Annotated in this window: 23 protein-coding genes and 1 riboswitch; of the genes, 11 read left to right on the top strand and 12 right to left on the bottom strand. The window is 66.2% G+C overall.

Translation table 11 applies throughout. The features are described 5' to 3' along the window. Positions 1-36: 36 nt before the first annotated feature. On the bottom strand, positions 37-594 hold the full coding sequence (locus HNR60_RS10355) for a c-type cytochrome (protein WP_184257140.1): 558 nt from the start codon (positions 592-594) through the stop codon (positions 37-39). A gap of 237 nt (positions 595-831) precedes the next feature. Between HNR60_RS10355 and HNR60_RS10350 the strand changes: the two genes are divergently transcribed. Both HNR60_RS10350 and HNR60_RS10345 read left to right on the top strand, forming a co-directional pair. Further along, entirely contained in the window at positions 832-1,569 is a 738-nt protein-coding gene (locus HNR60_RS10350; protein ID WP_184257077.1) for a 3-deoxy-manno-octulosonate cytidylyltransferase, read from the top strand. 51 nt (positions 1,570-1,620) lie between these two features. Beyond that, positions 1,621-2,481: a prephenate dehydratase gene (locus tag HNR60_RS10345; protein ID WP_184257075.1), complete on the top strand. Its 861-nt coding sequence runs from the start codon at positions 1,621-1,623 to the stop codon at positions 2,479-2,481. Between the two features lie 24 nt (positions 2,482-2,505). On the opposite strand, the gene HNR60_RS10340 is transcribed toward HNR60_RS10345, so the two are convergent. Then, positions 2,506-3,525 carry an LLM class flavin-dependent oxidoreductase gene (locus HNR60_RS10340; protein WP_184257073.1) on the bottom strand — a complete coding sequence of 340 codons (1,020 nt, stop codon included), beginning with the start codon at positions 3,523-3,525 and terminating at the stop codon, positions 2,506-2,508. A 458-nt stretch (positions 3,526-3,983) separates the two neighbouring features. On the opposite strand from HNR60_RS10340, the gene metF reads away from it, so the two are divergent. Together metF and metH are read left to right on the top strand one after the other, a co-directional pair. Continuing rightward, positions 3,984-4,874 carry a methylenetetrahydrofolate reductase [NAD(P)H] gene (gene metF / locus HNR60_RS10335; RefSeq protein ID WP_184257071.1) on the top strand — a complete coding sequence of 297 codons (891 nt, stop codon included), beginning with the start codon at positions 3,984-3,986 and terminating at the stop codon, positions 4,872-4,874. Between the two features lies 1 nt (position 4,875). After that, complete coding sequence (metH, locus tag HNR60_RS10330; protein ID WP_184257069.1) at positions 4,876-8,739, top strand: methionine synthase; 3,864 nt, start codon at positions 4,876-4,878, stop codon at positions 8,737-8,739. A 90-nt stretch (positions 8,740-8,829) separates the two neighbouring features. Here the strand turns inward: metH and HNR60_RS10325 are convergent, their stop codons facing one another. Beyond that, complete coding sequence (locus HNR60_RS10325) at positions 8,830-9,429, bottom strand: superoxide dismutase (RefSeq protein ID WP_184257067.1); 600 nt, start codon at positions 9,427-9,429, stop codon at positions 8,830-8,832. Positions 9,430-9,605: 176 nt separating this feature from the next. After that, positions 9,606-10,847: an MFS transporter gene (locus HNR60_RS10320; protein ID WP_184257065.1), complete on the bottom strand. Its 1,242-nt coding sequence runs from the start codon at positions 10,845-10,847 to the stop codon at positions 9,606-9,608. A gap of 194 nt (positions 10,848-11,041) precedes the next feature. On the opposite strand from HNR60_RS10320, the gene HNR60_RS10315 reads away from it, so the two are divergent. Together HNR60_RS10315 and HNR60_RS10310 are read left to right on the top strand one after the other, a co-directional pair. After that, positions 11,042-12,415 carry an MATE family efflux transporter gene (locus HNR60_RS10315; RefSeq protein ID WP_184257063.1) on the top strand — a complete coding sequence of 458 codons (1,374 nt, stop codon included), beginning with the start codon at positions 11,042-11,044 and terminating at the stop codon, positions 12,413-12,415. 214 nt (positions 12,416-12,629) lie between these two features. Next, a complete protein-coding gene (locus tag HNR60_RS10310; RefSeq protein WP_184257061.1) occupies positions 12,630-13,073 on the top strand; it encodes a DUF2147 domain-containing protein in 444 nt (147 codons plus the stop codon). Between the two features lie 7 nt (positions 13,074-13,080). On the opposite strand, the gene HNR60_RS10305 is transcribed toward HNR60_RS10310, so the two are convergent. The 4 genes from HNR60_RS10305 to cobD all read right to left on the bottom strand — a co-directional run bounded on the left by HNR60_RS10305 (position 13,081) and on the right by cobD (position 17,290). Next, positions 13,081-14,226, bottom strand: a complete 1,146-nt coding sequence (locus HNR60_RS10305; RefSeq protein WP_184257059.1) for a DUF3095 domain-containing protein — start codon at positions 14,224-14,226, stop codon at positions 13,081-13,083. Between the two features lie 109 nt (positions 14,227-14,335). Then, on the bottom strand, positions 14,336-14,467 hold the full coding sequence (locus HNR60_RS24340) for a hypothetical protein (RefSeq protein WP_283810634.1): 132 nt from the start codon (positions 14,465-14,467) through the stop codon (positions 14,336-14,338). A 42-nt stretch (positions 14,468-14,509) separates the two neighbouring features. Continuing rightward, positions 14,510-16,069, bottom strand: coding sequence for a glycosyltransferase family 39 protein (locus tag HNR60_RS10300; RefSeq protein ID WP_430694908.1), 1,560 nt, complete (start codon positions 16,067-16,069; stop codon positions 14,510-14,512). A gap of 231 nt (positions 16,070-16,300) precedes the next feature. Further along, the gene (gene cobD, locus HNR60_RS10295) at positions 16,301-17,290 is read right to left on the bottom strand and encodes a threonine-phosphate decarboxylase CobD (protein WP_184257057.1); all 990 of its coding nucleotides are present in this window, start codon (positions 17,288-17,290) and stop codon (positions 16,301-16,303) included. 101 nt (positions 17,291-17,391) lie between these two features. Here cobD and cbiB point away from each other — a divergent pair, with 101 nt between their 5' ends. Continuing rightward, the gene (gene cbiB / locus HNR60_RS10290) at positions 17,392-18,363 is read left to right on the top strand and encodes an adenosylcobinamide-phosphate synthase CbiB (RefSeq protein WP_184257055.1); all 972 of its coding nucleotides are present in this window, start codon (positions 17,392-17,394) and stop codon (positions 18,361-18,363) included. Here the strand turns inward: cbiB and HNR60_RS10285 are convergent. From HNR60_RS10285 to cobU, 3 genes are all read right to left on the bottom strand, one after another. Further along, positions 18,336-19,799: a cobyric acid synthase gene (locus tag HNR60_RS10285; RefSeq protein ID WP_184257136.1), complete on the bottom strand. Its 1,464-nt coding sequence runs from the start codon at positions 19,797-19,799 to the stop codon at positions 18,336-18,338. The two genes, cbiB and HNR60_RS10285, sit on opposite strands and share 28 nt — an antisense overlap. A gap of 226 nt (positions 19,800-20,025) precedes the next feature. Further along, positions 20,026-20,649, bottom strand: a complete 624-nt coding sequence (gene cobO / locus HNR60_RS10280) for a cob(I)yrinic acid a,c-diamide adenosyltransferase (RefSeq protein WP_184257053.1) — start codon at positions 20,647-20,649, stop codon at positions 20,026-20,028. Continuing rightward, positions 20,646-21,227, bottom strand: a complete 582-nt coding sequence (cobU, locus tag HNR60_RS10275) for a bifunctional adenosylcobinamide kinase/adenosylcobinamide-phosphate guanylyltransferase (protein ID WP_184257051.1) — start codon at positions 21,225-21,227, stop codon at positions 20,646-20,648. The genes cobO and cobU overlap by 4 nt, the downstream gene beginning before the upstream one ends. A 111-nt stretch (positions 21,228-21,338) precedes the next feature. Next, a riboswitch (cobalamin riboswitch) is annotated at positions 21,339-21,531 on the bottom strand. Between the two features lie 92 nt (positions 21,532-21,623). On the opposite strand from cobU, the gene cobT reads away from it, so the two are divergent. Together cobT and bluB are read left to right on the top strand one after the other, a co-directional pair. Continuing rightward, positions 21,624-22,679, top strand: a complete 1,056-nt coding sequence (cobT, locus tag HNR60_RS10270) for a nicotinate-nucleotide--dimethylbenzimidazole phosphoribosyltransferase (protein WP_184257049.1) — start codon at positions 21,624-21,626, stop codon at positions 22,677-22,679. Between the two features lie 459 nt (positions 22,680-23,138). After that, on the top strand, positions 23,139-23,822 hold the full coding sequence (gene bluB, locus HNR60_RS10265) for a 5,6-dimethylbenzimidazole synthase (RefSeq protein WP_347339336.1): 684 nt from the start codon (positions 23,139-23,141) through the stop codon (positions 23,820-23,822). Positions 23,823-23,898: 76 nt separating this feature from the next. Here bluB and HNR60_RS10260 read toward each other — a convergent pair whose 3' ends face one another. Further along, positions 23,899-24,198, bottom strand: a complete 300-nt coding sequence (locus HNR60_RS10260) for an HU family DNA-binding protein (RefSeq protein ID WP_184257045.1) — start codon at positions 24,196-24,198, stop codon at positions 23,899-23,901. A gap of 235 nt (positions 24,199-24,433) precedes the next feature. On the opposite strand from HNR60_RS10260, the gene HNR60_RS10255 reads away from it, so the two are divergent. Both HNR60_RS10255 and HNR60_RS10250 read left to right on the top strand, forming a co-directional pair. Further along, entirely contained in the window at positions 24,434-24,994 is a 561-nt protein-coding gene (locus HNR60_RS10255; protein ID WP_184257044.1) for a flavin reductase family protein, read from the top strand. 120 nt (positions 24,995-25,114) lie between these two features. After that, positions 25,115-25,759 (top strand): pyridoxamine 5'-phosphate oxidase family protein, encoded by a 645-nt coding sequence (locus HNR60_RS10250; RefSeq protein WP_184257042.1) that lies wholly within the window; start codon positions 25,115-25,117, stop codon positions 25,757-25,759. The last annotated feature ends 99 nt before the right edge of the window (positions 25,760-25,858 follow it).

Below are 25,858 nucleotides of genomic sequence, written 5' to 3'. Positions count from 1 at the left end.
CGCTGATTCGTCGCTGAGCTGGAGCTAGCGCGTCGGCTAGTTCGCCGCGGTAGGAATCGGAACCGGCGCGTCGGACAGGCTGCGCAGATATGCGATCACGTCGGCGCGCTCGCTGTCCTTGGGGATGCCGGCGAAGCCCATCGCGGTGCCGGGCACATAACCCTTCGGGCTGGCGAGAAACTGGTTCAATGCATCGAACGACCAGGTGCCGCCCTTGGCCTTCATCGCGGCGGAGAAGTTGAAGCCGTTGCGGCCTTCGCCGACATGATCGCCGACCACGCCGAACAGGTTCGGGCCAGTGCGGTTGGGCCCGCCTTTTTCGAAGGTGTGGCAGGCCGCGCATTTCTTGGCGGCGGCCATGCCACGTTCCACCGACGCAGTCTGCAACAGCTTCTCGATCGGCTCGGATGTCACTGCGGCTGCGGGGGCGCCCTTGGCGGCGGGAGGCGCCTCCTCCTTGACGGCAATATCGTACCCCTGCTTCTCGACCTTGCGCGGCGTGAAGATCGCCTGGGCGGCGAAATTGGACACCAGCAGAAGCAGGCAGGTGGCAAGCACCGCGCCCACCACTTTATTCAATTCAAAGGAGTCCATGTCGGCGAGGCTCCGTGCGTTTCCCGTTTTCATTTTGTCGGCAGCGGGACCGGCGTGGGCCGCGCTGTTCATTGGCAGTCGCAACTAAAGTTGTAAGGCGATCAGATAACGGTTTGCCCGCGCTGTGGCAACCCGTATAACCGCGCCAGTTCACGCTTCGGCTGCCGAATCCTGACCGTTTTCAACGCGTTCGGCGGCTTCAGGTTCACCTGCGGCACGGTCCAGATCCACAATCCCATGACCGAGACCAAAACGCTGGTGCTGATTCCTGCCCGCATGGCCGCGACGCGGCTGCCGGGCAAACCGCTGATGGACATCGCCGGGCTGCCGATGATCGTGCATGTGCTGCGCCGGGCGGAAGCCGCGGCGATCGGCGCGGTGGCTGTGGCCACCGACACCGCCGAGATCGCCGACGTGGTGACCGCGCATGGCGGCCAGGTGGTGATGACGCGGGCCGACCATCCCTCCGGTTCGGACCGCATCTTCGAGGCGCTGAGCACGCTGGACCCCGACGGCGCGATCGAAACCGTGGTCAACCTGCAGGGCGATTTTCCGACCATTCAGCCCGACAACATTCGCGCGGTGCTGGGGCCGCTCGCCGATCCCGCCGTCGACATCGCGACGCTGGCGGCCGAGATCCATACCGAGGAAGAGAGCCTCAACCCCAACGTGGTCAAGGTGATCGGCTCGCCGCTCGGCGACCGGCGGTTGCGCGCGCTGTACTTCACCCGCGCCACCGCGCCATGGGGCGATGGCCCGCGCTATCACCACATCGGACTCTACGCCTATCGGCGCGCGGCGCTGCAGCGCTTCGTCGCCCTGCCGCCCTCGCCGCTCGAGCAGCGCGAAAAGCTCGAACAGCTGCGCGCGCTGGAGGCCGGGATGCGGATCGACGTCGGCATCGTCGACGCGGTGCCGCGCGGCGTCGACACCGCGGCGGATCTGGAGACCGCGCGGCGCGTGCTGGGCTCCTGACTCAAAGTTTAGCCGCACTGGCAAAGATCTGAACGATTGGTACAAGGCGCAATGACAAAGACTTTGAAGATTGCCTTCCAGGGCGAACCCGGCGCCAACTCGCATCTGGCGATCGTCGAGGCCTTTCCGACCGCCGACCCGTTGCCCTGCGCCACCTTCGAGGATGCGTTGTCGGCGATCAGTTCCGGCGAGGCCGATCTCGGCATGATCCCGATCGAGAACTCCGTCGCCGGCCGCGTCGCCGACATTCACTATCTGCTGCCGCAGTCCAACCTGTTCATCGTCGGCGAATGGTTTCTGCCGATCCATCACCAGCTGATGGCGCCGCGCGGCGCCACGCTCGCCGGGATCAAGAGCGTGGAAAGCCACGTCCACGCGCTCGGGCAATGCCGCCGCATCATCCGCAAATTCTGCTTCAAGCCGATCGTCGCCGGCGACACCGCGGGCTCGGCGCGGATTGTCGCCGAGCGCGGCGATCTGAGCTGTGCGGCGATCGCCTCGCCGCTGGCGGCGCAGATCTACGGGCTGGATATTCTCGCCGAGAACGTCGAGGACGAAACCCACAACACCACGCGCTTCGTGATGCTGGCGCGCGAGCCGCGCTGGGCGCCGCCGGGCTCCGGCCCGCTGGTCACCAGTTTTGTGTTCCGGGTGCGCAACCTGCCGGCGGCGCTGTACAAGGCGATGGGCGGCTTCGCCACCAACGGCGTCAACATGACCAAGCTCGAGAGCTACATGGTCGACGGCAATTTCTTCGCCACGCAGTTCTACGCCGACGTCGACGGCCACCCCGAGGACCGCAACCTCGCCTTCGCGCTCGATGAGCTGAAATTCTTCTCGCGCGAATTCCGCATCGTCGGCGTCTATCCGGCGCACCCGTTCCGGGCGACCTTCAGCGAGACGCAGAGCTGACAGCGCGTGGCTTGGCGCCCCGGCTTACGCCGCGGCGCGCTTACCGAGACCAAACGCCTCCGCCAGCAGCCCATACGACCGCTTGCGCGCCTCGTGGTCGAAGGTCGCGGTGATCACCATCAGCTCGTCGGCGCGGCTCGCCTCGATCATCGGCTGCAGCGCGGCCATCACCGTCGCCGGAGCGCCGACGAACAGCTTCTCGCGGTCGCGCGCGATCAGCGCGCGGTCGCGCTCGCTGTAGGGATAGGCCAGCGCCTCCTCGATGCTGGGCAACGGCAGATACTGACCGCGATTACGCAGCAGCCGGTTGAGATCCATCGACGATGCCTGCCGCTCCGCCTCGGCGTCGGTTTCGGCGACCACAGCCGCCACCGCCAGAATGGCATGCGGCGCCCGCCGCCAGCGCGACGGCTGGAACGAGCGGCGATAGTCGGTCAGCGCCGCGACCGCATCGTAAGACGCGAAATGATGCGCGAAGGCGAAGCCCATGCCGACCTGCGCGGCCAGTTCCGAACTGTAGTCGCTCGAGCCAAGCAAAAAGATCGGCGGCAGCGGCGCATCGTCCGGCATCGCGACGACGTTGTTGTAAGGGTGGCCGGGCGGAAACTCGCGGGTCTCCCACAGCGTCAATTCCTGCAGCCGCTCCAGGAAATCATCACCCTCGCGGACGTCGAGCCGGCGCCGCAGCGCGTGCGCGGTGGCCTGGTCGGTGCCGGGGGCACGACCGAGGCCGAGATCGATGCGGCCGGGAAACAGCGCCTCCAGCATCTTGAAGCGCTCGGCGATCACCAAAGGCGCGTGGTTCGGCAGCATCACGCCGCCGGAGCCGACCCGGATCTTAGTGGTCACCGCGGCAATCTGCCCGATCATGATGTCGGGCGCCGGACTCGCCACCGACGACAGGCTGTGATGCTCGGCCAGCCAATAGCGCGAATAGCCGAGGCGGTCGGCGTGCTGGGCCAGGTCGATGCTGTTGCGCAGCGCCGCGGCGGGTTTGGTGCCGGTGGTGACCACCGACAAATCGAGAATGGAAAGAGGTGTCATGATGCCAAATTAATGCACGACGCTCCGACCGCAATGGCCCCGGCCGAGCAGAGCAGCCCCGCGGCAGCTTGCGGCCAGCTTGTTCGTCGTTCTTCTGGAAATGTGGGCCAAATGGCATGAACGCGACGCTATGTGGCCTTGCCCACCAGCGAGATTGACGAAGAAACAACTGGCACCGCGCTGCGTGAGACCTCTAAAGGCACTGTATTTGCAGAACAAAAAGACCGCCTTCGCGGGCCGAGCGCCTCCCATCTTTTCGCCCACCGGCGCCGTCAATCGACTTTTTGAAGGACCCGAATGAAGTCTGATGGGCAATTTCCCATTCGAAATCAGCCCATCGTGGGCTAGGCCGCGGCGACGCTTCGTCCTAAATTGGCAACCATTGCGCGACAGCAGCGGGCGCGGACGCTCGACGTGAGCATCCCGCTCGAACGCGGCATAACGGAGCCTGACGAGACATGACCGAGCTAATGCCCGCGACCCGCCCGGCGATTTCCTTCGAATTCTTTCCGCCGAAGACCGAGGAGATGGAGCGCACGCTGTGGGAGGCGATCAGCCGGCTGGCGCCGCTCGCCCCGAATTTCGTCTCGGTGACCTACGGCGCCGGCGGCTCGACCCGCGAGCGCACCCACGCCACCATCGCCCGCCTGCTCAATGAGACCAGCCTGACCCCGGCGGCGCATCTGACCTGCGTCGACGCGCCGAAGGCCGACGTCGACGACGTCGTGGCGCGCTATCACGAGGTCGGCGTCCGCCACATCGTGGCGTTGCGCGGCGACCCTTCGAGCGGACTCGGCAACAGCTACGCCGCGCATCCGCAGGGCTATCAGCACTCCTATGACCTCGTCGCCGCGATCAAGCGCCGCTACGCCGACATCGAGGTCACGGTGTCGGCCTATCCGGAGAAGCATCCGGAAAGCGCCAACTTCGACGCCGATATCGACATGCTGCAGGCCAAGATCGACGCCGGCGCCACCCGCGCCATCACCCAGTGCTTCTTCGACAACGAGCTGTATCTGCGCTACCTCGACCGGGTGCGGGCGCGCGGCATCAGCATCCCGATCGTGCCCGGCATCCTGCCGGTGCAGAGTTTCAAGCAGGCCGCCAACTTCGCCGCGCGCACCGGCACCAGCATCCCGGCCTGGTTCGCGGAAAAATTCGAAGGCCTCGACGACGATCCGGACACGAGGAAACTGGTGGCGGCGACCGTCGCCGCAGGCCAGGTGCAAAAGCTCGCCAAGCACGGCGTCGACAGTTTCCACTTCTACACCATGAACCGCGCGGACCTGGTGTTCGCGATCAGCCACCTGCTCGGCTTTCGGCCGAACGGCGCACGGAAAGCAGCCTGATATGACCACTCCGATCTCGGCCCAGCGCACCGCCCTGCTCGCGCTCGCCCGCGAGCGCATCCTGGTGCTCGACGGCGCCATGGGCACCATGATCCAGCAATTGCAGCTCGACGAGGCGGCGTTCCGCGGCGAGCGCTATCATAATTTCCATCGCGACCTGCGCGGCAATAACGACCTGTTGATCCTGACCCAGCCGCAGGCGATCGAAAACATTCACGCGCAATATCTGCGCGCCGGCGCCGACATCGTCGCCACCAACACGTTTTCCTCGACCTCGATCGCGCAGGCCGATTACGACCTCTCCGACATCGCCTATGAGATGAGCTTTGAGGGCGCGCGGCTGGCGCGCAACGCCGCCAAGCTGGTCGAAGCCGAGGACGGCAAGCCGCGCTTCGTCGCCGGCTCGATCGGCCCGACCAACCGCACCGCCTCGATCTCGCCCGACGTCGGCAATCCCGGCTACCGCGCCGTCACCTTCGACGATCTGCGGCTGGCCTATGCCGAGCAGATCAACGGCCTGCTCGACGGCGGCGCCGATCTGTTGCTGGTCGAGACCATCTTCGACACCCTGAACGCCAAGGCGGCACTGTATGCCATCGCCGAAATCGCCGAGGCGCGCGGCATCGACGTGCCGGTGATGATCTCCGGCACCATCACCGACAAGTCCGGCCGCCTGTTGTCGGGACAAATGCCGGAAGCATTCTGGAATTCGGTACGCCACGCCAAGCCGATCACCATCGGCTTCAACTGCGCGCTCGGCGCCGAGGACATGCGCGGCCACATCGCCGACATCGGCCGGGTCGCCGACACGCTGATCTGCGCCTATCCGAACGCCGGGCTGCCCAACGAGTTCGGCCAGTACGACGAAACGCCTGAGTTCATGGCGCGCCTGGTCGGCGAATTCGCCCGCGACGGCCTCGTCAACATCGTCGGCGGCTGCTGCGGCACCACGCCGGACCATATCGCGGCGATCGCCCAAGCGGTCGCCCCCTACAAGCCGCGCATCGTGCCGACGATCGAACCGCGGCTGCGGCTATCGGGGCTGGAGCCGTTCGAACTCACCGCGGACATTCCCTTCGTCAATGTCGGCGAGCGCACCAACGTCACCGGCTCGGCGCGATTCCGCAAGCTGATCACCGCCGGTGATTACGACGCAGCATTGCAGGTGGCGCGCGACCAGGTCGAGAACGGCGCGCAGATCATCGACGTCAACATGGACGAGGGTCTGCTGGATTCCGAAGCCGCGATGGTGACGTTCCTCAACCTGGTCGCCGCCGAACCCGACATCGCCCGGGTCCCGGTGATGGTGGATTCTTCGAAATTCGCGGTGATCGAGGCCGGGTTGAAATGCCTGCAGGGCAAGCCGGTGGTCAACTCGATCTCGATGAAGGAAGGCGAAGCCAAATTCATTCACGAGGCGCAGATCGCGCGGCGGCACGGCGCCGCCGTGGTGGTGATGGCGTTCGACGAACAGGGCCAGGCCGACACCTTCGCGCGCAAGACCGAAATCTGCAAACGCGCCTACGACATCCTGGTCGGCCAGCTGAACTTCCCGCCCGAAGACATCATCTTCGATCCCAACGTATTCGCGATCGCCACCGGGCTCGAAGAGCACAACAACTACGGCGTCGATTTCATCGAAGCCGCGCGCTGGATCCGCAAGAATTTGCCGCACGCGCATATTTCCGGCGGCGTCTCCAATCTGTCGTTCTCGTTCCGCGGCAACGAGCCGGTGCGCGAGGCGATGCATTCGGTGTTTTTGTATCACGCCATCAAGGCCGGCATGGACATGGGCATCGTCAATGCCGGGCAGATGATTGTCTATGACGACATCGACCCCGAGCTGCGCCAGACCTGCGAGGACGTCATCCTCAACCGCGACCCCGGCGCCTCCGAGCGGCTGTTGCAGCTTGCCGAAAAATATCGCGGCAAGGAAAAGCAGACCAAGGAGCAGGATCTGGCCTGGCGCGACTGGCCGGTGGAGAAGCGGCTCAGCCACGCGCTGGTGCACGGCATCACCGAATATATCGAGGCCGACACCGAGGCCGCGCGGCTCACCGTGGCGCGGCCGCTGCACGTCATCGAAGGCCCGCTGATGGCCGGCATGAACGTGGTCGGCGACCTGTTCGGCGACGGCAAGATGTTTCTGCCGCAGGTGGTGAAATCCGCCCGCGTCATGAAGCAGGCGGTGGCCTATCTGATGCCGTTCATGGAGAAGGAAAAGGCCGACAATCTCGCCGCCGGCATCACCGGCGACGGCCGCAAGAACGCCGGCAAGATCGTGATTGCCACGGTGAAGGGCGACGTCCACGACATCGGCAAGAACATCGTCGCGATCGTGCTGCAGTGTAACAATTTCGAAGTGGTCGACCTCGGCGTGATGGTGCCGGCGGCGAAGATCATCGAGGCCGCCAAGCGCGAGGGCGCCGACATCATCGGCCTTTCCGGCCTGATCACGCCGTCGCTCGACGAGATGAGCTTCCTCGCCTCGGAAATGCAGCGCAACGGGCTAACCATGCCGCTATTGATCGGCGGCGCCACCACCAGCCGGGTGCATACCGCGGTGAAGATCGACGCCAACTATCCCGATGGCGCGGTGGTGCACGTCCATGACGCCAGCCGCGCGGTCGGCGTCGCCTCCTCGCTGCTGGCGCCGGATCGCCGCGACGCCTATGCGGCGGAGATCCGCGCCGAATATCAAAAGATCTCTGCGGCGCACGCCCGCGCCCAGGCCGACAAGAAGCGGCTGAAGCTCGGCGATGCCCGCGGCAACGCCGTCAAGCTCGACTGGGCGAAGACGAAGCCGGCGAAGCCGTCATTCCTCGGCGTCAAGAGCTTCAGCAACTATCCGCTCGCCGAGTTGGTCGACTACATCGACTGGACGCCGTTCTTCCAGGCCTGGGAATTGGCCGGGCGTTTCCCGGCGATTCTTGACGACGAAAAAGTCGGCGAAGCCGCGCGAGCGCTCTACGTCGACGCGAGAGCGATGCTGGAGCGGATCGTCGCCGAGAACTGGTTCACCGCCAGGGCGACCATCGGCTTCTGGCCGGCCAACGCCGTGGGCGACGACATCATCGTCTATGCCGACGACAGCCGGCAGAGCTCGATCACCACGCTGCACACGCTGCGTCAGCAGTTGGAGAAGCGCGAGGGCCGCTTCAACGCAGCCCTTTCGGACTTCATCGCGCCGGTTGGTTCCGGCGTCGCCGACTACATCGGCGCCTTCGTGGTCACCGCCGGGATCGGCGAGGACGTCATCGCCGACAAGTTCAAGGCCGCCAACGACGATTACTCCTCAATCCTCGCCAAGGCGCTGGCCGACCGCCTCGCCGAAGCCTTCGCCGAACGGATGCATCATCGGGTGCGCACCGAATTCTGGGGCACCTCGCCGGACGAGAAGCTGACGACCGACGAACTGATCGCGGAAAAATATCAGGGTATCCGCCCGGCGCCGGGCTATCCGGCGCAGCCCGATCATACCGAGAAGGCCACGTTGTTTGCGCTGCTCGATGCCGAGGTCAACGCCGGCGTGACGCTCACCGAGAGCTTTGCGATGTGGCCGGGCTCCTCGGTCTCGGGGCTGTATTTCGGCCATCCGGAGAGCTTCTACTTCGGCGTCGGCAAGATCGAGCGCGACCAGGTCGCGGACTACGCGACCCGCAAGGGCTGGAGCGTGGCCGAGGCCGAGCGCTGGCTCGCCCCGGTGTTGAACTACATCCCGGACCGCGCCGCGGCGACGCCGCCGCTGGCGCCGAGCGAGCCGCCCGAGGTCAACACCGACGTCGCCGACGTGGCGTCGCACCCGCCGGGCTGCGGCTGCGCGTTCCATCTGCGCTACCGCGACAAGCCGGCGCGGGCGGGGTAAAGCGCGGCATTCGCAGCCTCGCGCGCAGCTTGCGCACATAGCAAAGGCGGCAGCGCGCGCTGCCGCCTTTGCTTCAATGATGATGTCAGATCAGACCTTGGAGAACAATTCGTCGACGTAATCCCAGTTGATCAGGTGATCGACGAAGGCCTTGAGATAATCCGGGCGCTTGTTGCGGTAGTCGATGTAGTAGGAGTGCTCCCAGACGTCGACGCCGAGCAGCGGCGTGCCGCCGTGCACCAGCGGATTCTCACCGTTCGGGGTCTTGGTGATTTCCAGCTTGCCGTCCTTGCTGACCGACAGCCAGGCCCAGCCGGAGCCGAACTGGCCGACGCCGGCGGCGGCGAAATCGGTCTTGAATTTTTCCAGGCCACCGAGATCCTCGGTGATCTTCTTTTCCAGCCGGCCCGGCAGTTTGTCGCCGCCGCCGTTGGGCTTCATCCACTTCCAGAATTCGATGTGGTTGTAGTGCTGCGCGGCGTTGTTGAACAACGGCGCATTCTTTCCGAACGAGCCTTTGACGACCTCCTCGAGCGGTTTGCCCTCGAATTCGGTGCCCTTCAGCAGGTTGTTTCCGTTGGTGACATAGGCCTGGTGATGCTTGTCGTGATGGTATTCGAGTGTTTCTTTCGACATATACGGCGCGAGCGCGTCATAGGCATAAGGCAGGTCGGGCAGCGTGAAGGTCATGGGTCCATTCCACAGTGATGGGAGTCACGTCTTAACTGGAACCGTTATAAATGGTTCCCGCTGCAAATCATAAGCATTTGTGTGCGAAGATTCAAAGTCGCGATCAAGACATGCGCGTCGCCGTCAAACGCAACGCGCGAGCGCGGCGAGCTTCACAAAGATACCGGCGCGATCACTCACGCCGCATTGACCACCGCGCCACCGAGCGCCTCGCGACGCTGCGGCGGCCGCACATTCATCAGCATCTGAAACACCCCGGCGATCAGTCCGATCAGCACCGCCGCCTGCCACGCCGCGTCGTAGCTGCCGAGCCGGTCGTAGATCATTCCGCCGCCCCAGGCGCCGAGGAACGAGCCGGCCTGATGGCTGAGGAAGGCGACGCCGGCCAGTGTCGCCATGAAGCGCAGCCCGAACAGTTGCGCCACCAGGCCGTTGACCAGCGGCACCACGCCCAGCCACAGCGAGCCCATCACCGCGGCGAACACCATGGTGGAGGCGGCCGAGGCCGGAAAATAGAAATACGCGCCGAGCGCCACCGAGCGGATGATGTAGATCCCGCCGAGCAGCAGCTGCTTCGGATAGCGGCCGCCGAGCCAACCGCAGATATAGGAGCCGATCACGTTGAACAGCCCGATGATGGCGAGCGCGGTGGCGCCGAGCGACGGATCGAGCCCGCAAATATCCAGATAGTTCGGCAGATGCGTGGTGATGAACACCAATTGCAACCCGCAGACGAAGAACGCCAGCGACATCACCACGAAGCCGGAATGGCCGAGCGCGGATTGCATCACGCTGCCGAGCGACTGCTCGCTGTCGTCGGCCTTGTCGATTTCGATTTTGTCGGAGCGACCGGCGAAAAACGCCGACGGCAGCATCACCGCCACCAGGCCGAGAAAGCCGATCAGCGCCACCTTCCAGCCGGAGGTCGAGATCAGCGTCTGCGCCAGCGGCGAGGCGATCACCAGTCCGAGCGAGCCCACCGCTGAGACCGCGCCCATCGCGACGCTGCGCTTGGCGGCCGACACCGTGCGCGAGGTCACCGTCATGGTCAGGCTGGAGGCGGTGCAGGACAGCGCCAGCCCGACGCAGAAGCCGGCGCCCAGCGTAAACACCAGCGCCGAGGTCGCGACCATCATCAACACCAGCCCTGCGGCATAGATCAGCACGCCGCCGAGCATCACATAGCGCGTGCCGTAGCGATCGGCGAACATGCCGACGAAGGGCTGGGTGACGCCCCAGACCACGTTCTGCAGCGCGGTGGCGAGCGAGAAATCCGCCGAGGTGATGCCGATGTCGCGAATGACCGAGGGCTGGAACAACCCGAAGCTCTGCCGCATCCCCATCGCCAGGCTGAGCAGGATGGCGGCGCCGGCCAAAATCGACCAGCGCTGCAATGCGCCGAGTTGGGCTGCCCGCATGATGTTTCCTCACCTGAGATATTTTTTCCACTGTGACATCGGATTCGAGCATTGACCATCCGCCGCGGCGGATTGGCCGAATGCGTGCGACGCAGGGGTCGCGCGAGGGGGACTGGCGCTCGCGCGGCAACTCGCATAATATGTCGATCATCATTTATAAGATCGCCGGTCGACGACGGCCCTGGGAGACGCGCATGAGCCTCGAGCTGCCGCTGAGCGTCCCGCTGCAGGCCGCGCCGGCGAACGGGCTGTTGACCGCGCCGATCCTGCCGACGCTGCTGCGGCTGGCGATCCCCAATTCCATCGCGATGCTCGGCAGCGCGCTGATCGCGGTGGCCGAGACCTCCTATATCGGCCGGCTCGGCCTCGCACCGCTGGCGGCGATCGCGCTGGTGTTTCCGTTCGCGATGCTGACCCAGATGATGTCGGCCGGCGCGATGGGCGGCGGCGTCTCCTCGGCGATCAGCCGCGCGCTCGGCGCCGGCAATCGCGAGCGCGCGGCGGTGCTGGCGCTGCATGCGGCGATCATCGGCGCCTGTGGCGGCCTCCTGTTCACGCTGGTGATGCTGCTGTTCGGCCGCTCGTTCTATGTGCTGCTCGGCGGTCGCGGCGAAGTGCTCGCGGAAGCCTGCGGCTATTCCCACGTGCTGTTTTCCGGCGCGATCTCGATCTGGATGGTCAATACGCTGGCCTCGGTGCTGCGCGGCACCGGCGACATGAAACTGCCGGCGATGACCATCCTGGCCGCCGCGGCGATTCAGATCGTCGTCGGCGGCGTGCTCGGCCTCGGGCTGTTCGGCATGCCGCAACTCGGCATGCAAGGCGTCGCCTGCGGGCAATTGCTCGGCTTCTCGCTCGCGGCGCTGTTCCTGATCTGGTACCTGGTCAGCGGTCGCGGCCGGCTCAGCCTGCAATTTTCCTCGTTCACGTTTCAGCGCGCGATGTTCGTCGACATTCTGAAAGTCGGCGCGGTGTCGTGCCTGTCGCCGCTGCAGACCGTGCTGACGATCCTGATCTTCACCAAGATTCTCGCCGGCTTCGGCACCGAGGTGTTGGCCGGTTACGGCATCGGATCGCGACTGGAATTTCTGCTGATTCCGATTGCCTTCGCGGTCGGCGTGGCCTCGGTGCCGATGGTCGGCATGGCGATCGGCGCCGGCGACGTGGCGCGGGCGCGACGGGTAGCATGGACCGCGGGCGCGACCTCCGCGCTCGGCGTCGGCGCGGTCGGATGGCTGGTGGCGATCTGGCCGTCGCTGTGGGTGTCGCTGTTCACCAGCAATCCGGCCGTCACCGCCGCGGCCAGTTCTTATTTCGCCTGGGCCGGTCCGGTGTTCTGTTTTTTCGGCCTCGGCGTCTGTCTGTATTTTTCCTCGCAAGGCGCCGCCAAGGTCGGCGGACCTGTGCTCGCCTCGACGCTACGTCTGCTGCTGGTCGGCGTCGGCGGCTGGGTCTTGAGCGCGCTCGCGGCGCCGGCCTGGATGCTGTTCGTGCTGGTCGCTGTGGCGATGGTGATGTTCGGACTGTGCACCGCCGCCGCGGTGCGCTTCACCCGCTGGGGCCAGTGAACGGGCCGCGACAACGTGGCCCCTTCACATAATCGCGCGCGCGGCTGCGATGCGGATAAGTTGAACGCCGTTCGCGTCAATGTCATTGCACAAATCTGGTTTTTTGGTATCCACAACCATCCCCTCGCAATTGCGAACGTGGGACTTGGCGTGGTTTCGCGCAATCCTTTCCATGACTGGCATTGGCTGGCCTGAAATTGCCTGGGAGGCATTGATGATGGGTCGATTTGGTTTCGTTGCGGTTTTACTGGCGACACTGGCCCCTGCACCGAACGCCCACGCTCAAAGCCCCGGCGCGCCGACCGGCGTGTGGCTGACCCAGGCCGGCGACGCCCGGGTGAAGATCGCCAAATGCGGCGCGGCGTTGTGCGGCACCGTGGTCTGGCTCAGGGATCCGATCGATCGCGCCACCGGCAAGCCGGCGATCGACGACAAGAATCCGGATCCGGCGCGCGCTCAGCGCCCGGTGATCGGATTGCAGATCTTCAACGACATGCGGCCGTCGGCGCCGGGCAAATGGTCGGGTCACATCTACAACGCCGATGACGGCAAGACCTATGAGAGCAGCCTCTCGGCGACCGGCCCCGGCACGCTGAAGGTCGAAGGCTGCGTCGGCGCGTTGTGCGGCGGCGAGGCCTGGACCCGCGCGGGCAAATAGCGGCGCCTCACGCCTGCATCGCCTTCAGCCCGACCGCCGCGGACGCATAACCTCCTCGCGCGCCATCGATGAAATGCACGTGATCGCCCTGCAGCGCCGAGGGCGTGAAGCAGGTCATCATCGCGGCGTCCTGTCGCGACAGGCCATAGCTTGCGACGCCTTCGGCCGCCGCAGCCGACAATCGCCGCTCCAGCGCGTCGGCCAATTCCTCCGTGCAATCCAGGATCATGCGCAGGCCGTCATCGTATTTGCGGAAGTCGGAATTCTCCACCAATTGCCGCAGATAGGTCGACGGCACGAAGCCGCCGACGCTGAGGCCGAAGCGCATGATCAGATAGGCCGCAAGGGTCTGCGTCAGCACCGCGGCGCGGCGCGCCCATAGCGATCCACCGCGGGCGGCGCGCGCCTCGAAATCGAATCCCCGCGGCGGCCAGCGCGTCGGTGGGCCGCGCGCCGGCACCGGCCGCCCGGCGTCTGGACTTCGCTCGACCTGCAGAATCAGTTGTTCGATCAGCGCGCGAAACGCCGCCGGATCGGCATCCGGCATCGGCACCACCAGCACCGACAGGATCACCCCGCGCACCGAGGCCATTTCCTCGAACCGGCAGGACAGTCCGCTGAGATCGGGCGCGGTGCCCGGCGGCGCGACCGGCACCGCAAATTCGCCGCGCTTCATCGCGGCCTCGGCCCATCCGACACCGCCGCCGGTGAACATCGCGTAAGACACGTTGTCCGACGGCGCGAACCGCGCCACCCGCACATCGAGGCCGCGCGCTCTGATCTCGGACATCGGGACCAGCGCCACCCGCATCGTCAATTGCAGTTCGGCATCGACCCACGTCGCGGTCGCCGCGAGCGCAGCACGCGCCGCGTCGACATCGCGCGGCGGCACCGCGAAGCTGGCGCCGTCGCCGCCGAACACAAAGGGAAAATCCCGGCCGCACAGCGCGTTCTTCACCGCTGCTATCACCGCGGCGCCGGCGATGTTGACCGCCTTGTAACGTTGCTGCGCGATCGCTGCGGTGGAATCCACGATATCGGCGACGCCAATCGTCCAGTCATCGGGCAGCGCCGCGTAGAGCGACGGCTCCATCAGACTGCCAAAGCCGCGAAACACCGCGATGCTGCCGTAAAACGGATCGCTGTCGCCCATGGCGGTCCTGCCGAATTCTGCCCTGTCTTGAAAACTACGACTCCATGGAATCGGAGTTGCGCCACCGGCGGCTCACGCCGGAACGCGCCCCGGCACCAGCCGTGGCGGATCAGCCCTTCGCGCACAAGCCCAACGCCGACGTCAGGCTGCCGCGGACGCAACGCGTCATGGTGATATCGGCATACAGGCCATAGGCGAAAACGGCGAGCGCGAGCAGCAGCATCGCTCCGAGCGACTTCAACGGCGTGTCCTTCCTGGCGAAATCGAAAGCGACGCCATTAGATCAGAGACCGCGGCGCCGGATCAACTCCGGCGGCGGCCATCGCAGCAGAATATCACCTCTCGCGCCGTCCAGCAGGTCGACGCGATAGGTCTCGATCACCGTCGGTCCACGCATGCGCGAGACGTCGGCCACGCGGTCGACGCTCGCGAAGGCTTGCACGAGCCAGGGGTGAAGCCAGTGCTGATAGGAGTCGCGGCCGACGAACAGCAGCTTGCCGTTCAGCTGCGCGGCATCCGGCTCCTTGGCATTGGCCCAGCGGATCCGCTCGAAATGCTGCGCCACGCAACTGCCCGGCGGCAGATAGAACATCAGCCAGCTGGTGGTGCCGTAGTCGGTCGCCAGAATGCAACTGGCGCCGAGGCGGACGCGCAGTTGCTCGATCTGCCGCGCCACCTCGGGAAAGCCAACGCCGACCAGGCGGACGCCCTCTTCGTTGCGATAGCCGCTGAGCACGCCGCTGTGCAATTGCAGCACGATCAGCGCGACCATCGCCACGCTGCCGGGCACCGCCCAGCGGCCGAGAAAATCGACGAAGCGCTGCCATCGCGGCCGCCACTCGGTTCGCTCGACCGCCACTGCGGCCGCGATCGCCAGCGCCGGATAGATCTGACACAGCCAGTCCGGATGCACCTCTTCGTGCAGCGCGTGCACGGCGAAATAAGCCACCACCACCCAGATCGTGGCGTGCAGCAGCGTCGCGGCGCCGCGCAATCCCGGCAGCCCGCGCGCCAGCGCCAACAGGCCGCTGAAGCCGAGGATCGCCACCGCGGGCGTCATCACGACGAATTGGCCCGCCAGCAGGCCGAGCAGATAGCGCGGGCGGAATTCATCGGCGCCGACGCGGCCGAACTGCTTGAGGAACGACGCCCACTCGTGCTGCGCGTTCCAGATCAGCGTCGGCGAAAACAGCAGCAGCGCCACCAGGCCACCGAGGTAGGGCCACGGCGAGCGCAACCAGCGCCGCAGATCGGCGACCGCGATCATCCAGATCAGCAGGGTCGGGCCGAGGAACAGCGCATTGTATTTCGACAGCAGCGCCGCGCCGACCGCGGCACCGACCGCAAGCCACCACGCGCCACGCCCGGTCTGGATGAGCTTGGCCAACGACCATAGCACGAGGCTCGACGCCAGCATCAGCGGGACGTCCGGCGTCGCCATGATGGTGCCGAGCCAGGCCATCATCGTGGTGTTGAACAGAATCGCCGCGGTGGCGCCGACGCGCGCCGAGCCGAACAGGATCGCACCACTGCGATACACCGCCCAGCTGGTCGGCAGGGCCAGCAGCACCCCGACCAGACGAACGCCGAACTCGGTGTCGCCGGCGAGCAGCGTGCCGAGCCGGATCATCACCGCGACCATCGGCGGATGATCGTAATAGCCGCCGGCCAGAGTCTTCGACCAGGTCCAGTAATAGGCTTCGTCGAACGTCAAAGGCGTGGTGGCGGCCACCACCAGCCGCAGCACCACCAGGCAAAGGATGATGAGACCCGCGCGCCGCACCGCGCCACGATCCTCACTGTGCGGCTGCGTCAGCCGCTGCACCGGCAATTCGAAACGCAAATATCCCCCAAAATATTGTGGTTGGTCACACCGTGACGCCGTGCTTTATGCGCAATCGCCCGCTGCACGGCCACCGAAATTTCACCGGGGCGCGAATCGCGGGGCGGCAGCGGGTCTTTCGCCTATCACCGCCAGGCCCAAGGCGTATGACGGAACATGTCGAAGCTGAGGTTCAACGAGGTGGGCGGGGCACGACGACAGCGCGGGGTGGGACCGCGTCGGCCGGGAGGGTTAGCGCCGGTCGCTGAGCGCAGCCGCCAGCCGATCCAGCGCGGCGTCGTCCGGCGGCAGGCCGAATCGCAGCAAATCGTTCGCCCAGTCGAAGCGACGGCACCAGATCTGCTGTTGCGCCAGCGCGGCATGAATGCGCACGGCCTCGCGGTGCCGCGTCAATCGATACAGCGCGGTGCCGCCGATCAGCTCGAGCCCGGCGTTGCGCAGGATTGCGTCGAGCCGCGCGGCCTGCCGCGCCAACGCCGCGCGGGTCGCTTCGGCCCAGACGTGGTCGCAGAGCGCCGCGGCGCCGATCTGCAGCGCCGGACCCGAGCAGCACCACGGCCCCATCGCAGCCTGGATCCGATCGGCGATCGATGGCGCGGCCAGCGCAAAGCCGAGCCGCAAGCCGCCGAGGCCGTAGAACTTGCCGAACGAGCGCAGGATCACGATCGGCAAATCGGCGCACAGCGCGCTCGCGGTGATCTCCGGCGTCACATCGGCGAAGGCTTCGTCGATCACCAGCCAGCCGCCGCGGGGCTGCAGCAGGCGTGCTGCGGCCGCGAGCGTCGCGCGATCGACGATGCGGCCGTCGGGATTGTTCGGGTTGACGATCACCGCATGGCGCGCCTGTTGCGGCAGTTCGCTGATATCGCCGATCGCGATCACCTCGCGGCCGGCGCTGCGCCACGCGCTCGCGTGCTCGCTGTAGGTCGGACCCACGATCGCGACCGGCCCGGGCGTAGCGAGATGAGGCAGCCACTGGATCAGCGACTGGGTGCCGGACGCCGCGACGATCGACGTCGCAGCGGGCACGCCATAGGCCGTGCGGGCCGCGTCGATCAGCGCGGCCGCGTCGGCGCGCGACGGCAGCCGCTGCCAGGCTTCGTCGCTGATAACAGGAATCGGCCACGGCCACGGATTGATGCCGGTGGAGAGATCAAGCCATTGCTGCGGCGCGCCGCCGTGGCGCGCCATCGCTTCGGTCAAATCGCCGCCGTGTTTCATCGCCGCCTCATGCCATCATCCGCGACAAAGCGCGAGAGCCCGCGGCCGTTGTGATAAGGCTGCGGCAACCGATCACGTGAGTCGAATGCAGGGAATTTGAGATGCTGATCTCGCAGGATGCCTTGCTGATCGTGCTGACGGCGCTGATCTTCGATGCGCTGATCGGCGATCCGGATTGGCTGTGGCGCCGCGTCGCGCATCCGGTGGTGTGGATCGGCGCGCTGATCGGCTGGCTCGACCGCTCGCTCAATCGCGAGCATTGGTCCTCGGCGTTGCGCAAGCTCGCCGGTATCATCGCCGTGATCGTGCTGGTGACGGTCGCCGCCAGCACCGGGTTTTTGCTGCAGAAAATCTTGTGGCAAACCTGGGGCAGCGTTTTCTGGCTCGGATTGCTCGCCTCGACGCTGATCGCGCAGCGGAGTCTGTATCAGCACGTCGCCCGAGTCCGCGAGGCGTTCGGCAGCGGCGGGCTCACGGCGGCGCGGCGGGCGGTGGCGATGATCGTCGGGCGCGATCCCGAGCAACTCGACGAGGCCGGGGTGTCGCGCGCGGCGATCGAATCCTGCGCGGAGAATTTTTCCGACGGCGTGGTGGCGCCGGTGTTCTGGCTGGCGCTGTTCGGATTGCCGGGACTGATCACCTACAAGGCGATCAACACCGCGGACTCGATGATCGGCCATCGCAGCGCGCGCTACTATTCGTTCGGCTGGGCGGCGGCGCGGCTCGACGATCTGGTCAACCTCATTCCGGCGCGGCTGGCCGGCGTGCTGATCGCGCTCGCGGCGCCACTCGCGAAAGGATCGATCAGTAAGGCGTTCAAGGTGATGCTGCGCGATGCGCCAAAACATCGCTCGCCGAATGCCGGCTGGCCGGAGGCGGCGATGGCCGGCGCACTCGGCGTGGCGCTGGCCGGGCCGCGGCGCTATGCCGAGGGCCTGGTCGAAGATCCGTTTCTCAATGCAGAAGCACGGCACGATGCTACACCCCACGACATCGGCCGCGCGCTGCGGCTGATGGCGGCGGCCTGCGGCTTCGAGGCTGTGCTTTACGCGGCGCTGGCATTGCTGCTGTGACGGCTGCGCGCGATCGCGAGGATCGCGTCGATATCAAGATGAGTCTCCAGATGATCGGCCAGCGCGTCGAGCGCGGTCTCGATCTGCGATTCGTAAGCCAGCGTCGAGGCGATGCCGAGCCGCGCCAGCCAGGCCTTGCGGAACGCGTCGCCGCCAAACAGCCCGTGCACGTAAGTGCCTTGCACACGGCCGTCGCGCGACGCAGCACCATCGGACCGACCATCGATGGTGAGGAACGGCCGCGCGCAATCGGCGCCGTCGCTGCGGCCGAGGTGAATCTCGTAACCTTGGATCGCGGCACCGCTGTCGCAATGTACGCCTGACACAAGCGTGGTGGATTTGTCGCCGGTCATGGTCGTGCTGATATCAAGCAGGCCGAGCCCCGGCACCGTGCCGGCCGGGCCGTCGACGCCGTCCGGATCATCAATCATCTTGCCCAGCATCTGATAGCCGCCGCACAATCCAAGCACATGACCGCCGCGACGCAGATGCGCGGCGATGTCGATATCCCAGCCCTGCGCGCGCAGGAACGCCAGATCGCCGAGCGTGGATTTGCTACCAGGCAGGATCACCACGTCGGCATTGCCGGGGATCGGCTGGCCCGGCGGCACGAAGATCAGTTTCACGCCAGGCTCCTGCCCCAACGGATCGAGGTCGTCGAAATTGGCGATCCGCGCCAGCACCGGCACCGCGATGATACGTGTCGCGGTCGATTGATGCGCGCGGTTCAGATCCACGGCGTCCTCGGCCGGCAATAGCGCCGCCTGCGGCAGCCACGGCACCACGCCGAGCGACGGCCAGCCGGTCAGCTTGGTGATCGCGACGAGGCCCTGGTCGAACAGCCGCGGGTCGCCGCGAAACTTGTTGATGATGAAGCCCTGGATGCGGGCGCGCTCGTCGGGCTGCAGCACCAGATGCGTGCCGGCGAGGCTGGCGATGACGCCGCCGCGGTCGATGTCGCCGGCGAGCAGCACCGGCACATTGGCGGCTTCGGCAAAGCCCATATTGGCGATGTCGCCTTTGCGCAGATTGATCTCGGCGGGGCTGCCGGCGCCTTCGACCAGCACGATGTCGGCGTCGCGGGCGAGCTTCGCGAAACTATCCAGCACGAACGGCAAAAGCGCCGCCTTCTTGTCGAGATAGTTCCTGGCGCCGAGCACGCCCCAGCGTTGGCCCTGCACGATGATCTGCGCGCCGGTGTCGGTCTGCGGCTTCAGCAGCACCGGGTTCATGTGCACGCTCGGCGGCAATCGCGCGGCGCGGGCCTGCACCGCCTGCGCGCGGCCGATCTCGCCGCCGTCAACCGCCACCGCGGCGTTGTTCGACATGTTCTGCGATTTGAACGGCGCTACTTTCAGCCCGCGGCGCACCAGCGCACGCGCGAGGCCGGCGACCAGCGTCGACTTGCCGGCGTTGGAGCCGGTAGCCTGGATCATCAGCGCGGGGGTGGTGGTGGTCAAATCAGTTGCTCCGATGACGGCGCGCTCCCTCTCCCCGCTTGCGGGGAGAGGGTTGGGGTGAGGGGGTTGGTGAGGTTGTGATCAATTGAGACGCCCCCTCACCCGACCCGGCTTCGCTGCGCTCCGCCGGGTCGACCTCTCCCCGCAAGCGGGGAGAGGTGAAGCCGTGCGCTTTACGCCTGCGGAGCAGAACATCATCGCGCTAAAACTCCACGCCCTTCTGGGCTTTGACGCCGGCGCGGAACGGATGTTTCACCAGCGTCATCTCGGTGACCAGATCGGCGAGCTCGATCAGTTCCGGCTTGGCATTGCGGCCGGTGATGACGACGTGCTTGTCGGCCGGCTTTTCGTCGCGCAGGAAGGCCAGAACCTCGTCGAGCGGCAGATAGTCGTAGCGCAGCACGATGTTGAGTTCGTCGAGCAGCACCATGCGGTGGCGGTGGTCGCGGATCAGTTCCTTGGCGCGCTCCCAGCCGGCGCGGGCGGCGGCGATGTCGCGGGCGCGGTCCTGGGTCTCCCAGGTGAAGCCCTCGCCCATGATGTGCAGCGTCACCAGTTCGGGAAATTTCGACAGCAACTTGGCTTCGCCGGTGTCCCATTTCTGCGACTTGGTGAAATGCACCACGCCGACCGGCATGCCGTGGCCGATATGGCGGAACACCATGCCGAGCGCCGCCGAGGTCTTGCCCTTGCCGGTGCCGGTGTGGACGATCAAGAGGCCCTTCTCGCCGATCTTGCCGGCCATCATCTTGTCGCGCACCGCCTTGTGCTTCTTGGCCTTCTCGGCGTGGCGCAGATTGTCCTCGTCGTCGGTGGATGCGGTCATGCGGATGGCTCTCCTGCGGGTGAGCGTTTGAGCCACAGCGGCAAGCCTGCGGCGATGAAAACGACGTTGGGAACGGCGGCAGCGACGATCTGGTTGAGCCGGCCCTGGGCGTCGCGGAAGTCGCGGCCGAGCGGCGTCTCCGGCACCAGGCCAAGCCCGATCTCGTTCGACACCAGCACGATCGGCTGCGCGGCATCGCGCAGATAGTCGGCGAGGTCGCGCGAGGCCCTGGCAACGTCGCGGTCGGCGTACATCAGATTGGCGAGCCACAGCGTCAGGCAATCGACCAGCACGGCGCGGCCGGGACCGGCTTCGCGCGCCAGCGTCTCGACCACCGCCTGCGGTTCCTCGATGGTGGTCCAGCCGCAGCCGCGCTGTGTGCGGTGATGCGCGATCCGCGCCACCATCTCGGCGTCGTCGCCGGCGGTCGCGGTGGCGAGATAGAACCGCGCCAGCCCTGTGGATTCAATCAGTTGCTCGGCGAACCGCGACTTGCCGGAGCGCGCGCCGCCCAGCACCAGCGTCGGGCGCAGCGTCGTCGTCGCTAAGGAAGGATCGTCGCGGAGGTGGCGATGCATCGAAGGCTCATAGCAAGGCCGTGCGGCCGCGAGCTTTGTTGGATCGCGTGCGACGGCTTACCGCCATCGCGCTCGCTCCCGCCCGGTGCACCCCGCCCCGACGACGCCTTCAAAGCACAGTCTTCGATGGCAGGTCTCCTGGCTCGCGGGTCAAAGCCGTTTCGCCGCCTTCCCAGGAACATCCCAGTGGCCTCGGCGCGGGCTCGTCGCTCACAGTTGCGGGGGCAGCGCCGGGTTTGAGAACTCTCGCACCGGCTTCCCTTTTCACCTTCCACGTGGAAGGACCATCGGCCACAACGCTAGCGCGGCGCGCCCGGCACGGTCAACCACGCTTAGGTGGTGTTGACCGCGGCGATGCGCTGCGCCAGTTACGCCGCCTTGCAACGAGGACAGATCATGCCCACCGCCACCGACATCGCCTGGCAGCCGCCCGGCATTTCCCCGATCGACGCCGCCACCGAAACCGCGATCCGCGCGCGGATCGACGGCAAGGCCAAGCCGCTCGGCTCGCTCGGCCAGATCGAGGACCTCGCGGTGCAGCTCGGCCAGATCCGGCATCCCGGCGAGCCGCGCGGCGACAATGCGGTGCTGTTGGTGTTCGCCGGCGACCACGGCCTCACCGAAGAAGGCGTCTCGCAATTTCCCGCCGCGGTGACGGTGGGGATGGTGATGACCTATCTGGCCGGCCGTGCCTGCGCCAACGCCTTCGCGGGGGCCACCAACGTCGAAATCCGCGTGGTCGACGCCGGCGTCGCCGCCGAGCTGCCGAAGCATCCCGGGCTGATCGACGCCAAGATCCGGATGGGCACCGCCAACGCCGCGCGCGAGCCGGCGATGACCCGGCAGCAGGCGATCGCCGCGCTCGACCGCGGCTGCGCGCTCGCGGTGGAGGAGATCCGCAACGGCGCCGACATCATCGCGCTCGGCGAAATGGGCATCGGCAACACCGCCTCGTCCTCGCTGCTGCTGCATCGGCTGGCCCCCGCGCCGCTCGAGGAATGCATCGGCGTCGGCGCCGGGCAAAACTCAGCCGGCATGGCGAAGAAGCGCGCGGCGATCGAAAAGGCCGCGGCGCGCAGCGACGTCACCGCGCCGCTCGACGTGCTCGCCGAATTCGGCGGGCTGGAAATCGCCATGATGGCGGGCGCGATCCTCGGCGCCGCCTCGCAGCGCCGCCCGGTGATCGTCGACGGCTTCATCTCGACGGTCGCGGCACTGCTGGCGATCCGGCTGCAGCCGGCGGCGCGCGGCTACTGCGTGTTCGCGCATCGCTCCGCCGAGCGCGGCCACGCCATCGCGCTGCAGGCGATGCAGGCCAAGCCGCTGCTCGACCTCGGGCTGCGGCTCGGCGAAGGCACCGGCGCGATCCTGGCGGTGCCGCTGCTGCGCGCCGCGGCGCGGCTTTTGACCGACGTCGCCAGCCTCAGCGACGTGCTCGAGGGCAAAATCTAGCGCCGACACCGGCTCACCGGCGCGAATCGCCGCCGGCGTGTTCGGATGCCTCGACGTCAGGCAAACGCGAGGCATGGCGGGCCATCCGTTCGACGTGACCAGGCTTCAGGCGATTGCATGAGCACTGGGCAGTCGGGCCAGGTGCGGCGGGAGTCGGCAACAAGATAATACCTGTCGATTCCCGGCGTCTGCCGCCTATTGCGGCAATTTCGTCAAGTGGCCTTGACAACGTTGACAGGCCGGTCGCCCGATGACTAACAAGGTCTTAACAGCGCCGGTTCCAAAGTTCCGCCCATCCTCCGCGCGCTGCCAGCTTTTGAACCTAACCGCTTGACAGTCGTGGGGTTGCGACCGGATCCGGTTCGCCGCGTTAGCAGCGGGCGAACGCGTTTTCGGCCCAGGTCTCGCCTCGGCTTCGAGCGACCTGCCGACGCGCTGACTGTGCTGAGGAGACCAAAGGTGACGCATTTCGACGCCGGCCCGTTGACCGAGCCAGAGCTCGGGCAAAGGTCGCCGGATTTCGATCCCGAATTTGTTGCAAAACTCGCCCAATTGATCGAATGGCGGCGCGACGTGCGGCGGTTTCGCCGCGACGCGGTCGAGCCGGATCTGATCGAGCGGCTGCTCGATCTGGCGCAGCTGGCGCCGTCGGTCGGCAACAGCCAACCGTGGCGCTGGGTCAGCGTCGACAGCCCGCAGATGCGGGAAAAGATCCATCAGAACTTCGTCGCCGCCAACGCCAAGGCGGCGGCCACCTTCCAGGGCGATCGCGCCGCGCTCTACGCCCGGTTGAAGCTGGAGGGCATCGACGTCGCGCCGCGGCAGTTCGCGGTGTTCTGCGATCGCGGCACCCAGCAGGGCGCCGGCGTCGGCTGTAAGACCATGCCGGAGACGCTGGACTATTCGGTCGCGGCGATGATCGGGACGTTCTGGCTCGCCGCCCGCGCCGAAGGGCTCGGCATCGGCTGGGTCTCGATCCTCGATCCCGATCAAGCCAAGGCCGACCTGCAGGTTCCGGAACGTTGGAAGCTGATCGCCTATCTTTGCGTCGGCTGGCCGGTCGAAGAACACGCGGTGCCGGAGCTGGTGCGATTCGGCTGGCAGGATCGCACCCAGGCCGGACGCTTCGTCACCTCGCGCTGACCGCGATGGCCCAGCGCTCGGTTTGCCGTGATCCCACCCGGCCGTCGACCGGATGGGCGGTTGCAGCGTCGGCGGATTACACCGAGTCCTTGGCGGCCTTGACCGGACGGGCGCGGACGATCTTGCGGGCCGGCTTGGCCTTGAACACCATCGGCTCGCCGTTGAACGGGTTGGTGCCCTTGCGCGCCTTGGTGGCCGGCTTCTTGATCACCACGAACTTGGCGAAGCCCGGCACCAGAAACACGCCGTTCTTCTTCAGCTCCTTGTAGCCGATCTCGGTCATCGCCTCGAGCACGACCTTGACGTCTTTCTTGGCCAGCTCGCTCTGGGTGGCGATCTTCTCGATTAGCTGCGATTTGGTCATCTGCGTCGCCATTTTATCTCCTTGCTGGCTGATTCGGTGCCGCAACAATATTGTGAAAGTGCCGGCGAAGCGACCGTTCGCAGCGGTTTTTAAGGGGTTTTCCGCGGCTTTCGCAAGCCGCGGCGAAACCGCAGACACGCGCGCGAGCCTGAAATCGAGCCATTGCCGCGTGTTTCGGCAGTTAGCAGCAACGCACCGCGGTCGAAGATCTGCTAGGATTTTTGCGGGACCAGGCGGGAACAGAGTCATGAGCCAACGCGCGGCGAAGCTTGATTTTCCGGTGTCGCAGGTGCGCCGTTATCTGGAGCCCGGCCCGATCGTGCTGGTGTCGTCGGCGCGCGGCAACGAACGCAACATCATGACGATGGGCTGGCACACCGTGATGGAGTTCACGCCGTCGCTGATCGGCTGCGTGATCTCGGGCGGCAATCACTCGTTCGGGCTGATCCGCGAGAGCGGCGAATGCGTGATCAACCTGCCGACCACAAAACTGACCGACATCGTGGTCGGAATCGGCAACACCTCTGGCGCGGATATCGACAAATTCGAACATTTCGGGCTGACCGCTGAGCCGGCGACGCGGGTCAAGGCGCCGCTGATCGCCGAGTGCCACGCCAATTTCGAATGCAAGCTCGCCGACGACGGCCTGGTCGACAAGTACAACTTCTTCATCTTCGAGGTGGTGAAGGCGCATGTCGCGACCTCGCCAAAACATCCGCAGACGCTGCACTACGAGGGCGACGGCGTGTTCATGGTGTCCGGCAAGATCATCAGCCGGCGCAAGCTGTTTCGCCCCGGCATGCTGTAACGCGCCGCTTGGCACTGGGCGCAATGCGGCGCATCGCCCAATGGCCTATCGACTCAGGCGCCGCGTTGTATATCAGTGGATATTACGACCGCGATGCCTGACAACGATAGGAATGCGACGATGTCCACCCCGCCCAGCGACCGCACCCGGGTCAAGCGCTACAATTGGCTGGCCAATTACGACCACGACACCATCGCGGCGATCCTCGACGCGATCCCCCATTGCACCATCGGCTACGTGGTCGACGGCAAGCCGTTGGTGACGCCGACCATGCACTGGCGCGAAGGCGACCGGGTGTATTGGCACGGCTCGGCGGCGAGCCGCATGATCACCGCGATCGAAGGCGCCGAGGTCTGCCTCACCGCCAGCGTCATCGACGGCCTGGTGATGGCGCGCTCGGCCTACAACTTCAACATCAACCACCGCTCGGTGATGGTGTTCGGCAAGCCTGAGAAGGTCACCGATCCGGACGAGAAGGAAGCCCATCTGCGCACCTTCGTGAACCGGCTGATCGCCGGGCAATGGGAGCGGCTGCGGCCGATGCTGCCGAAGGAATTGAAGGCCACCACGGTGCTGTCGATGCCGTTCGACGAGGCCTCCGCCAAGATCCGCACCGGCCACCCCGAGGACGAGGCCGACGACTACGCGTTCCCGGTGTGGGCCGGCGTGATCCCGATCCGCCAGCAGGTGCTCGATCCGGTCGCCGATCCGCGCAATTTGCCCGACGTCAAACTGCCGCCGGAGGCGCTGGCGTTTCGGTTTTGACGGCGGGGCGTGGACGCGGCCCGCGCAGGCCGTCGCGAGCGTGTTGACGCGCATCACAAATAGCAGGTCGTCATTCCGGGGCGCGAGAGCGATAGCTCG

Origin of the sequence: Rhodopseudomonas rhenobacensis (assembly GCF_014203125.1) — a bacterium.
Taxonomy (GTDB): domain Bacteria; phylum Pseudomonadota; class Alphaproteobacteria; order Rhizobiales; family Xanthobacteraceae; genus Rhodopseudomonas_A; species Rhodopseudomonas_A rhenobacensis.
Note: the sequence above shows the minus strand (reverse complement) of the source record. Positions and strands in the feature narration are given on the sequence as shown.